Here is a 12224-nt window from a genome sequence, read left to right as displayed (position 1 = left end):
CCCAATCGAGTGGACGGCTCCGAAATCAAATGACGGAGTGCATCCCTCACACCACCAGAAAGATTGAAGGTCTGCGTATTCCGCTTTTCATTCTATTGATTGGAAGCCCTGAATCCACTACACAAAAATCTTAGATAATCTTACCTACTCTTTTCGCGAAGAGTTTACTTCCCAATATAAATACTAAAGTTATCTTCATATCTTACATAGCTGTGACCTCTATTTTCCTGTTATTTCTCAAACTCATCGAGCAGAGATTGGAGCATACCTAAACTTTATTTAAAATTAATCTAATTAAAATTTGCGATAAAAGCTAGTTCGTTTTAAATTCGCAATCGATTATTTAGAATTGTTTTAAATAAAATTCAAAATGAAAAAAAATTACTTTCTCTACTTCTTTTTACTAGCACTATTTAACACGGCCTATGGTCAGAATATTTCCATTCACGGAAAAGTTTTTTCCGATTCGGGAACTCCAATTCATAATGCCAATGTATTTGTACTAAACTCCAGCACAGGTGCTATGACCAATAAGAACGGACACTACGAACTTAAGAATCTTGCCCCCGGCAAATACACTATAAAAGCTTCCTATCTGGGATATGAATCTATAAATAAATCAATCACTGTAAAGGAAGGAACAAAAGCTGAACTAGACTTCCTATTAAATGAATCGGCCACCCAGTTGCAAGGGGTAGAGATTATCGGTAGGAAAGAACGTAACTACAAGAACACCACCTCTTTTATTGGTACTAAATCAGCTACGCCGCTTATCGACGTACCGCAGGCCGTAAGCTACGTCACTAAAGAGGTTATCTTAGATCAGGCAGCCTTTACCGTAAACGATGTGGTGAAGAATGTTAGTGGTGTTAACCAGTTTTCTTTTTATAACGACTTAACAATTAGAGGATTTAGAGTTCAGGGACAACGAAATAGTAGTATGCTTTTAAACGGCTCCCGAATGATGACCAGTTTTTGGAGTCAGCAGATTATTCCCCATGTCGAACGAGTAGAAGTTATTAAAGGGCCTGCTTCTGCCTTGTTTGGAAATGCATCCCCAGGCGGAACAATAAATACCGTTACAAAAAAACCGCTACAAACCACTAAACAATCTATAAGTGCCAGTATGGGTAGTTTTAATACGTTTAGGTTGTTAAGCGACTTTACCGGCCCAATGAGCAAAGACAAAAAGCTTTTATACCGTCTAAACTTAGGATACCAAAATACCGATGGTTTCAGGGATTTGCAATTCAACAAAAATATTGTTGTGGCACCTTCATTCTCTTTTATCCCTAACGAAAAAACACGTTTAAATTTAGATGTAGTCTACCAGGACAATAAAGGACGACTGGATCGTGGACAAGCCGTTTTTGGTGATGGTGACCTCTACTCTACACCAATAACTACTTCCTTAAGTGCAGAAAATGATTACCTGAACGAACAAAACCTAAATGTAACTTTATCATTTCAGCATAAATTCAATGAACACATCAGTTTTAATAGTTCGTATATGAATTCTGGTTACGATGAAGATTTGTTAGAGCATAGAACGGCCAACAATTTTTTGGCTCTTGGTGACGGTTCTTATGATATTACGAAAGTAGCTATGCGCGTATTTAATCGTAAGCGCTCATGGAACAACCAAAACTTTACCAATTACCTTAACGTTGATTTTAACCTTGGAGCCATAGAGAACAAGTTTTTGGTGGGCTATGATTATTTTCAACAGGAGCTGGAGCCGGGAGGATCTCAACTAGAGGCGAACGCTTATCTTTTAAAAAATGGTAAGGCAACAAATTCCTTCAGTGTTGCCAAAAAAGATAATTATGTACTTGACGAAAATGGCAACCCTGTAGCGAATGTAGCGCCTTTTGATCTGACTTCTACCAACGGAAACGCTATGCGCAACATGAGCAATTATGTGTATGGTATTAGAAATTATGACCGGTACAAACAAACCGGAAATGGTATTTATCTACAAAACCAATTTCAATACAAAAAGTTTAATCTTTTGGTGGGGCTACGCTACGATGACTTTACCGATTATCTAAACTATGAAACTGCTGAAGAAGAAAAAATTAGTCAGGATAAATTTATACCACGAATCGGAATGGTATACAAGCTTAAACCAAATGTTAACTTTTACGGCACCTGGGTAAAGGGTTACCAACCGCAAACGGCCACCACTATCAATAATCCTGAAGCCGGAGGGCCTTTTGATCCTTTGACCAGTGAATTGTTTGAAGCTGGGATAAAAACAGAGTGGTTCAATAAACGCCTAAGCGCTACTTTAGCTGTTTATTCCCTAAGCCAGAAAGGCGCTTTATACAATGCTAATGATGCCAGTAACTCTGATTTACTAAAGCAAATTGGGGAAGAAAAATCAGAAGGTGTTGAAGTTGACATTTACGGTCAGATTATGCCCAACTGGAGTGTGATTATGAATTATGCATATAACCACGCTTATTTTACCGAAGCCGATGAATCTACACTCGCCACTTTTGGTAATCAAAAACCCAATGCCCCCAGAAATACCTTCAATTTTTGGTCAAAATATATCATTGATCATGGAGATTTAAATGGATTAGGATTTGGACTTGGTTACGATTATGTAGGCGAACGAAACGGATCTATTGTGAGAGACCCAGAGTTGATCCCGGTTTTTCCTAGTTATGGATTGTTTAATGCCGCTATCTATTATAAAGTGAATAAATTCCAGATACAATTAAATATTAATAATGTATTTGACAAAACACATTGGGTAGGTGGTTACGATTTCTTGCGTGCCTTCCCGGGTAGACCTCGAAACATTATGTCAACCGTTTCATATACTTTCTAGCATTGAAATTATCAAAGAAAAAGTTATTTAAAATTCATAGTTGGATTGGTACCAAGTTAAGCATACTATTTTTTATAGTATGCTTTTCAGGTACTATGGCAACCCTTAGCCACGAGATGGACTGGTTGTTTATTTCTGAGATCAGGGCTAAACCCCAAAAAGAATTTGCCTCGAGAAATACCATTATCAGTAATCTCAAAAAGCAATATCCCAATGCTCAGATTTCCTATTGGATGCGGGCAGAAGAACCTTATTTATGTGATATCATCTATACAAAGGTGGATGGCAGGCAAACCTATGTCTTCGCCAACCCATATACTGGAAAAATACAGGGAAATGCCAATCTTACCTTTCAACGCTTTTTCAGGGATCTTCACTATTTTTTATTTATGCCTTTTTATCAATTTGGCTATTTAGTAGTATTGAGCTTTGCTTTTTTGTTGCTGATTTCCTTTTTAACGGCTTTATGCTTTTATAAAAAATGGTGGAGAAAATTATTTAAACTCGAAACAACAAAAGGCCCATTGGTGTTTTTCAGAAGTCTTCACCGGCTCGTGGGATTATGGTCTATTCCGTTTTCCATTCTGTTTTCAGCTACCGGAATATGGTATTTTATAGAACGCACCAATATTGCCGATGTACGCACCGCAGTAAACCCTAAACCTCCAAAGCTGGAATATAGCAATGCAAATAACGATAGTATTAATCTTACCTATACTATTGACTATGACCGTATCACCCAGGTAGCCCAAAAAGCAATTCCTTATTTTAAGCCAGAAGGTATAAACATCCCCAATACAAAGAATGAGCCTGTGTATGTTAGGGGCAACTCTGATGTTCCGTTGGTTCGTCAACGTGCTAATAGGGTTTATATAAACCCATACAACTACAAAGTAGTAAAGATCCAAAATGCTAAAAATATAAGTAATATCATGTGGATAAATGATATTGCCGATCCACTTCATTTTGGATACTGGGGAGGACTAACCACAAAGATTATCTGGTTTTTTATAGGTTTAGGCATTTCTTCATTGATATTAACCGGAATATGGATTACCCTAAAACGCAAGGCGTTACAAAGAAAAAAGAAGCAAATCTCAATATTGGGTAAATGGAAGTTTGTAAATTGGGGTATATATATCCTTCTAATCATAAGCATGTATATACAACTGGTGTCCCGTTACCATACGTCATCTACAGGAATACTGGTCATTAGCTGTGGATGGATTGTAATTTTACTGCTTACTTATTATGTTTTTGTTCACCGTTTAAAAAAGGCCGTTAATACAAAATAGGAGTACCTCGACTTTCCAGAAATTGTTATGATTAGTGATATACACCTTTTCTAAAATCAGTTTTTTAAAAGCCATCCTCTTTTTAGTACCAAAGTTTTGCTATTTACCAATTTGTAATCATTTATAACCGATGTCGATTATGGTAGACATTTTGGGGCATTTCGATACAAATTTTCCTTGAAAATTCACTCAATGTCCCAAAAATGGAAGCTCCATTAAAATTTTTCAGTAAACTACCTCAGGGCAAGCCCACCAGGCATTCGATAGAGACTAAATTTCAATTCCGAGGCCTCCCGATTGCTATCGTTACGGGGTACTAAACCTTTTGGCGGTGCCAATAAAGATTTCACTCATCCTCCTGCATTTTATGGAATCAAACTCAGATGAATAACATTAGGAAAATCGCTGAAATTTTCACTATTTTTATAAAATCTTAACCTCTAGCTGCTTTTTATTGTTGATTATTAATTTTGAGATGCTATGAAAATTTTGAGACCTGCAGCGCTTATTGCTTTTTTATTAATGATATCCTGTAAACACGATACTAAGGATTCACAAACCGATGAAAATAAAACAGCATCGATTCAAACCGATGAGGATTTTAGACCTGCTTTCCATTTCTCCCCAAAGGAAAACTGGATGAATGATCCTAATGGAATGTTTTACTTAAACGGTACGTATCATTTATTCTTTCAGTATTATCCAGAAGATAATAAATGGGGCCCAATGCACTGGGGACACGCTACCAGTAAAGACATGATTACCTGGAAAGAACAGGACATCGCTCTTTTTCCCGATGAAAAAGGCTATATTTTTAGCGGGAGTGCGGTTGTAGATCACAATAACACTTCTGGCTTTGGAGATGGAACCACTCCGCCAGTTGTAGCCATGTTTACCTATCATGATGCGAAGGCTGCTGAAGAAGGCCGAATCGATTATCAATCGCAGGCTATTGCTTATAGCCTGGATGAAGGAAAAACCTGGACAAAATACAAAGAAAACCCGGTAATTAAGAATCCCGAATTACAAGATTTCAGGGACCCTAAAATGAACTGGGATGAAGCAAACAATCAATGGTTAATGGCGCTTTCGGCTAAAGACCGTGCCTATTTTTATACTTCAGAAAATTTAAAAGACTGGAAAAAGGTATCGGAATTTGGTGAAAATTACGCAGCACAGGACGGCGTTTGGGAATGCCCCGATTTCTTCCCTATGAAAGTAGAAAACAGCGAAGAAACCAAATGGGTGCTTATTCAAAGTACTAATCCCGGCGGATACAATGGCGGCTCGGCCACGCAATATTTTGTGGGTAATTGGGATGGTAAGAACTTTACTCCTGAAGCCGATCTTCATGGAAAAAACATAGACCATCCTTACTGGCTGGATTTTGGAAAAGATAATTATGCCGGAGTTACATGGTCTAATATTCCAAAAGAAGATGGCCGGACTTTATTTATGGGCTGGATGTCTAACTGGCTTTATGCTCAGGAAGTTCCTACTGAAACATGGAGAAGCGCCATGACAATTGCACGAAAATTAACGCTGAAAAAAGAAGATGATAAGTATATTATCACATCTACCCCGGTTAAAGAACTTGAAAAATATATTGGTGAAACGATCACCAAATGGAAGGTAACCGACGAGGATCATGCAATAATCGATACCAACGAGCTTGATCTTACCAAAGCACAGGTTTCTTTTTTAATTCCCAAGATCACCAAAGACGTTCATTTATCTTTAAGTAATGATAGTGGCGATCATTTTAAATTTGGATTTAAAAAAGCAGAAAACGAGTTTTATATTGATCGATCTGAATCTGGAATTACTGACTTCGGAAAGGAATTTGCTTCTACCATATCTACCGGAAGAAGAATATCGACTTCAGATTCCTTACAAGTAAACATGATTTTAGATAATATGAGCATCGAAGTTTTTTATGATGATGGAGAAACAGTAATGACCGAGATCTTCTTTCCCAAGCAGCCTTATACCAGTTTAAAGATTAATGAAGGTGTTCCTGTAATCGATATTGAAGCCAACGAATTCAATTTTAATTAATAACTATTCGAATTAAAATCCATGTCCATAAGCACTGAAGCAGAATTAAACGGAATGAAAAAGATTAGTGAAGTTGTTGCAATTACACTTAAACTAATGAGAGCATTTACAAAACCTGGAATTTCTACCAAAGAACTGGACGATTATGGCGGTGAAATTCTTAAAAGTTATGGTGCAAAATCGGCACCTTTCGAAACTTATGGGTTTCCCGGTTATACCTGCATTAGTGTAAATAACGAAGCTGCCCACGGTATTCCGTCAGAAAATAAAATTCTAAAGGAAGGCGATTTAATAAATATCGACGTGTCCGCAGAATTAAATGGATTCTGGGCAGATAATGGAGGTTCTTTTATTATTGGAAAAGATCTCAATAACCACCAACCTCTGGTAGATGCTTCGAAGAATATTCTGCAAAAAGCGATAAGTCAAATTAAAGGCGGAGTGAAAATCGCGGATATAGGCTATTTAATGGAAACTGAAGCGAAAAAGTCTGGATTTAAGGTCATTAGAAATTTAGCAGGACACGGGGTTGGTAGAAGTTTACACGAAAAGCCCGAAAACATTCTAAACTATAGAATTAAAAGCAATAGGGAACGCTTCAAAAAAAATACCACTGTAGCCATAGAAACTTTTATCGCTACAAAATCGACCATAGCAGTAGAGCAAAATGATGGCTGGACACTTATTGGAAACAAAGGTGGTTATGTAACACAACATGAACATACTATTATGGTCACCGATGGTCTTCCTTTAATATTAACTGCAGCTAACGAAATTTGGAACTAAAATGACACAAAAGCTAAAAGCAGTCTCTTTTGGAGAAATTTTATATGATATTTTCCCTAATTCAGAAAAAATTGGGGGAGCACCTTTAAATGTTGCTTCCCGCCTAAGCGCCAACGGAATTGACACCACGATGATTAGTAGTGTTGGCCAGGATGAAAAGGGAAAAAATTTATTGGAATACCTAAAATCCAGAAAAATAGATCATTCTTTAGTTGCTAAAACTCCAGATTTCCCTACCGGTGTAGTAAATGTAGAGCTCGATAAAAATGGTTCAGCTTCTTATACTATCGAATATCCTGCTGCATGGGATAAAATCGATATTTCTGAAAATATGATCGAAAAAGTAAATACTTCAGATGCTTTTATCTTCGGAAGTTTGGTTTGTCGCGATCAAAAAAGCAGAGAGACCTTAAATGAATTACTCCAATATGCAAAATTCTCTGTTTTCGACATCAATCTAAGACCACCGCATTACAAAAAAGAAGTTTTAGAAGACCTTATTTTAAAAGCTGATTTCATTAAATTTAATGACGACGAATTATATGAGATCGCGGCGATGTTTGACTCGCCTTTCCACTCGCTGGAGCAAAACCTCAGCTACATGGCTAAAATCACTAATGCCAAAACCATCTGTGTAACCAAAGGCAGCCATGGTGCCGTTCTTTTTACTGAAGGAAAATTATACTACAACAGCGGTTATAAAATAAAAGTAGCAGATACCGTGGGAGCCGGTGATAGCTTTTTAGGATCATTGATTTCAAAATTATTACAACAAGAAACACCTCAAAAAGCGTTGAATTATGCCTGCGCGATTGGCGCCCTGGTGGCCTCGCAAGAAGGAGCAAATCCTAAATTTTCTGCTGAAGAAATTGAAAAGTTTATGTTTCCTGATAGGGTGTAGAGGATAATCGGAGACAGACTGAAATCTTTGAAAAAGATTTTATATCGAAGTCTCCAGTTAAGTAGTAGTTTGATAAAATTATGCGTAGCCTCCTCGCTGTTAAAAGTTAAGAGAAAAGAATTAGGAGACAAGACTTAGCGCCGAATTTTAAGGTGCCGTTTAAGGAAAAGTTGGATTTAAAAAAGGATTATAAAATTTCGTAAATCGAAATGCGATGCTGAATCGTAGTCCGGAGATTAGAATTATTTATTCCCTAGAATACGTAAGCCTCTAAAAGCATAATATCCTACGAAATACCCCAGACCCATCATTAAGATTGGGGTTAAGTTATCACCAAGTATATCTTTAAATATCAAATTAATCGCAAGCAATACACTAAAAATAGCGATAAATCCTAGCGTAAGAATAGTATTCAAACTGATTTTATTTTCACTCATAGTATACGTTTTTTAAAAAAAATATTTTATTTCCCCCGAATAATTTACAATTTAGGTGTTTTTATTTGAAATGGAAAATAGTAATTAAAATAAAGGAATGAACAGGAATGTTCAACAACCTGCAAGGGAACATCGAAGAAAAGCCAACGCCTAAAAGCAGACAGTTTCAAGCTAAAAGCTCCCAACTAATTCCACTCCATTCTAAATACTAACAATACTAAACTAAAACTTCTCCCAGTCTTTCCAAACCGGTTCGATTCCGTTTTTCCTTAACATGGTAGCGATCCTTTCGGTGCTACGCTCATCTGAAATTTCAAACTGCTCCAACGATTGTGGTTCTACCACATAACCACCAGGATTGGTTTTTGATTCGGCACTCATCGAGGTGATCCCTAAATGCGCAATATGATCGCGAAATTTTTCCTGTTCGCGGGTAGAAATCGATAATTCTACATCCTCATCTAAAATTCGGTACGCACAGATTAATTGTAGCAAATCGGGATCGGTCATTTCAACTTTGGGTTCTAAACCGCCGCTAAAAGGTCGCAATCTTGGGAAAGAAATCGAATACTTTGTTTTCCAATAAGTCTTCTGCAAATATTTAAGGTGCAAAGCCGTAAAAAAACTATCGGCACGCCAATCTTCTAATCCAAATAAAGCCCCAATTCCTATTTTGTGAATTCCGGCTTTCCCCAAACGGTCTGGTGTTTCTAAACGATAATCAAAATTCGATTTTTTCCCTTTAGGATGATGAATTTTATAGGTCTCGCGGTGATAAGTTTCCTGGTACACCAGAGTGGCATATAAACCATCGTCAACCAATCGTTCGTATTCTTCCAGATCCAGCGGTTGCACTTCAATAGAAATATTTGCAAAATGTGGCGTTAAAAGACGAACAGCATTACTCAAATAATCAATGCCCACCGTTCTATTCGCTTCCCCTGTAACCAGTAAAATATGCTGGTAGCCTTTCTTTTTCAGAAATTCAGCTTCTTTTAAAATTTCAGCATCGGTTAAGGTGCGCCGCGGAATCTTATTCGTTAAACTAAATCCGCAATACGTACAAATATTCTGACATTCATTACTTAAATACATTGGCGCGTACATTTGCATGGTATTGCCAAAACGCTTTTTGGTAATCAGTTTACTTTTGGTAGCCATTGGCTCTAAATAAGGCTTGGCTGCTGGAGAAATTAAGGCTTTAAAATCTTCAAGATCGGGTTTTACAGCACTTAAAGCACACTCTACATCTTGTGCATTTTTGTGTTGAATACTTTCCAAAACCTCATCCCAATCATACTTTGCTAATAGGGTTTTAAAACTACTCATATAAAAATTGTGTTAGTGGGCTACTGGCTTGGGCAATCTTACCGGTTCCGGCAAGTTTTGCTTCGTAAGCCATTCGCCCGGATTCTACGGCCATTTTAAAGGCTCTTGCCATTTGTACCGGATTCTTAGAAACGGCAATTGCGGTGTTTACCAAAACGGCATCGGCTCCCATTTCCATCGCAAAAGCCGCGTGCGAAGGAGCACCAATTCCGGCATCTATAATCACCGGAACATTACTTTGTTCGATAATAATTTCTAAAAAATCGAAGGTTTTTAAGCCTTTATTAGTACCAATAGGAGCACCTAAAGGCATTACACATTGCGCACCTACATCTTCCAAACGCTTACACAGCACCGGATCGGCATGAATATACGGCATGACTACAAAGCCCAATTTCACCAGTTCTTCACAGGCTTTTAGGGTTTCTATCGCATCGGGCAATAAGTATTTAGGATCAGGATGAATTTCGACTTTCACCCAGTTTGTTCCAAGCGCTTCCCTGGCCATCTGGGCAGCAAAAACAGCCTCTTTGGCATCCCGAACTCCTGAGGTATTGGGTAACAAACTTAATTTTTCGTGCGCCAGGCTACTAATCATATCATCCTCTGTATTGCCAGCCTCAACCCTTTTAAGAGCCACCGTAACCAACTCACTTTCTGAAGCCAAAACTGCTTCGCGCATTAAACCTGAATTACTGAATTTTCCCGTTCCCGTAAATAATCGGGAATCAAAGCTTTTATCTGCTATTTTTAGTTTTTTCATTTTGTATTTTTTTATCGCCCTAGCCCCCAACCAAAAAGGGAATTTTATATTTTGATTTTTAATTCTGAAATCAATTCATTTTCAAATCAGTACATTACCACATCATCAAATTGGCTATTTTCTCAAATCTAAATACGAACTTAAATTCACTTCTCGATACAATTGCTCCTTACCTCGCAAGCACTCGAAGTGACAAGCGTTTTCTCAAAAGTGAATTCATTTCTTCATTTAAAATTCAACATTTTGCATTCAAAATAAATTAGTCCTGAATCTTGCTTCTTGACTCTTGATTCAATTCATTTTCAAATCAGCACATTACCACATCATCAAATTGGCTATTTTCTCAAATCTAAATACGAACTTAAATCCACTTCTCGATAAAATTGCTCCTTACCTCGCAAGCACTCGAAGTGACAAGCGTTTCTCAAAAGTGACTTCAGATCTTCATTTAAAATTCAACATTTAACATTCAAAATAAATTAGTCCTGAATCTTGCTTCAATTCATTTTCAAATCAGCTCATTACCACATCATCAAATTGACTATTTTCTCAAATCTAAACTCTCACAGCAAAGCGATCTAAAATCTGCTGAATTTCATTTTTGGGATCTTTTGAATGTGTTAGTAAGCTGGAAATAGCCACTCCACTTAAACCAATTTTACGGAGTTCTTCAATGTCGTTTACTTTAATTCCGCCAATGGCAATTATGGGAACTGTATTCTCCTGCTGCGAATATTTCTCTATCAATTCCTGATAACCTGAAAAACCAAGAACAGGACTCAGTTCCTTTTTGGTGGAAGTAAATCGTAAAGGCCCCAAACCAATATAATCAACTCCGTTTTCCAGATGCTCCAAACAATGCTGAAGCGTATTCGCCGTTCCGCCAATGATTTTATCCTTTCCTAAAATCTTTCTAGCCTCTAAAACATCTGTATCTTCTTGTCCCAAATGAACTCCGTCAGCATTACAGGTTTTCGCCACTTTTACATGATCATTTACAATTAGCTTTGCTTTGTATTTGGCGCATAATTCCCTTGCCAAAATCGCCGTTTTCAGTATTTCTTTTTGCGGCATCTCTTTGATTCGTAACTGAATCCAGTTTGCACCTGCCTTTAAAACACGTGTTATATTTGCTAAGTGTTCCTCGCGATCTTTACCCTGCGAGATATAATGCAAACAGGAGATTTCTTTTGGTAAATTCACCGAATGTTTAGTTGAAAACTGACTCATATTGTTGCTGAATTTTAATAAAACTATGTATTGGATCTTCCTGTAGCCAAACCGCTCCCAAAACAGCCACACCATAAAACCCCATATTATAGGCAAGTGGAATTTTCGCTGCATCTATCCCGCCAAGCGCGATCACTTTTTGCTGGATGTCCAGGACTTGAAACGTTTTTCCCACATACCCGGTTTTAGAGATGGAATTAAAAATCGGACTCAAAAAACAGTAATCGAAAATCGATGTTCTCGAGATCTCTTCTTTTTGATGAAACGAGGTACTCACTGTAAATTTTAAATGCTGAAATGTGTTGACATAATCTTCTAAAGTTTCCTTCAGACTTGTTCTGAAATATTCCGGAAGATGGACCCCTTTCAACCCAAATTCTCGTGCTAATTCGTGATGCTGATGCAGCACCATTTTAGAACGATATCCCGGCTCAAAGTTTTCTAACCAGGTTTTCAGCTCTTCAAAAGAAACTTCAGGTTTACGAATATGAAGTGTTTCTAAACCTGCATCGAACATCGATTTCAGCTGAGATTCTTCATTCTCGATCAACTTTTCCGCAGAAATTACAATCAGCATAATTTTAAG

Annotated in this window: 10 protein-coding genes; 5 read left to right on the top strand and 5 right to left on the bottom strand. The window is 37.5% G+C overall.

Annotated features, from left to right (window positions below):
* Positions 1–370: 370 nt before the first annotated feature.
* The 5 genes from ZPR_RS00725 (at position 371) to ZPR_RS00705 (ending at position 7879) form a co-directional block, all read left to right on the top strand.
* Positions 371–2839, top strand: a complete 2469-nt coding sequence (locus ZPR_RS00725) for a TonB-dependent receptor (protein ID WP_013069664.1) — start codon at positions 371–373, stop codon at positions 2837–2839.
* Positions 2840–2841: 2 nt separating this feature from the next.
* On the top strand, positions 2842–4134 hold the full coding sequence (locus ZPR_RS00720) for a PepSY-associated TM helix domain-containing protein (RefSeq protein ID WP_013069663.1): 1293 nt from the start codon (positions 2842–2844) through the stop codon (positions 4132–4134).
* 480 nt (positions 4135–4614) lie between these two features.
* Positions 4615–6192 carry a glycoside hydrolase family 32 protein gene (locus tag ZPR_RS00715; protein ID WP_013069661.1) on the top strand — a complete coding sequence of 526 codons (1578 nt, stop codon included), beginning with the start codon at positions 4615–4617 and terminating at the stop codon, positions 6190–6192.
* Positions 6193–6213: 21 nt separating this feature from the next.
* On the top strand, positions 6214–6978 hold the full coding sequence (map, locus tag ZPR_RS00710; RefSeq protein WP_013069660.1) for a type I methionyl aminopeptidase: 765 nt from the start codon (positions 6214–6216) through the stop codon (positions 6976–6978).
* Position 6979: 1 nt separating this feature from the next.
* Positions 6980–7879 (top strand): carbohydrate kinase family protein, encoded by a 900-nt coding sequence (locus tag ZPR_RS00705; protein WP_013069659.1) that lies wholly within the window; start codon positions 6980–6982, stop codon positions 7877–7879.
* A gap of 242 nt (positions 7880–8121) precedes the next feature.
* Here ZPR_RS00705 and ZPR_RS00700 read toward each other — a convergent pair whose 3' ends face one another.
* From ZPR_RS00700 to ZPR_RS00680, 5 genes are all read right to left on the bottom strand, one after another.
* Positions 8122–8316 carry a hypothetical protein gene (locus tag ZPR_RS00700; protein WP_013069658.1) on the bottom strand — a complete coding sequence of 65 codons (195 nt, stop codon included), beginning with the start codon at positions 8314–8316 and terminating at the stop codon, positions 8122–8124.
* A 222-nt stretch (positions 8317–8538) separates the two neighbouring features.
* Positions 8539–9645 carry a 2-iminoacetate synthase ThiH gene (thiH, locus tag ZPR_RS00695; RefSeq protein WP_013069657.1) on the bottom strand — a complete coding sequence of 369 codons (1107 nt, stop codon included), beginning with the start codon at positions 9643–9645 and terminating at the stop codon, positions 8539–8541.
* Positions 9638–10408: a thiazole synthase gene (locus ZPR_RS00690; RefSeq protein ID WP_041578456.1), complete on the bottom strand. Its 771-nt coding sequence runs from the start codon at positions 10406–10408 to the stop codon at positions 9638–9640. The genes thiH and ZPR_RS00690 overlap by 8 nt, the downstream gene beginning before the upstream one ends.
* A 555-nt stretch (positions 10409–10963) precedes the next feature.
* Positions 10964–11638: a thiamine phosphate synthase gene (locus ZPR_RS00685; RefSeq protein WP_049771399.1), complete on the bottom strand. Its 675-nt coding sequence runs from the start codon at positions 11636–11638 to the stop codon at positions 10964–10966.
* The gene (locus ZPR_RS00680; RefSeq protein WP_013069654.1) at positions 11619–12215 is read right to left on the bottom strand and encodes a thiamine phosphate synthase; all 597 of its coding nucleotides are present in this window, start codon (positions 12213–12215) and stop codon (positions 11619–11621) included. Before ZPR_RS00680 ends, ZPR_RS00685 begins: the two co-directional genes overlap by 20 nt.
* Positions 12216–12224: the final 9 nt, after the last annotated feature.

It is taken from the genome of Zunongwangia profunda SM-A87, assembly GCF_000023465.1.
Lineage (GTDB): Bacteria > Bacteroidota > Bacteroidia > Flavobacteriales > Flavobacteriaceae > Zunongwangia > Zunongwangia profunda.
Note: the sequence above shows the minus strand (reverse complement) of the source record. Positions and strands in the feature narration are given on the sequence as shown.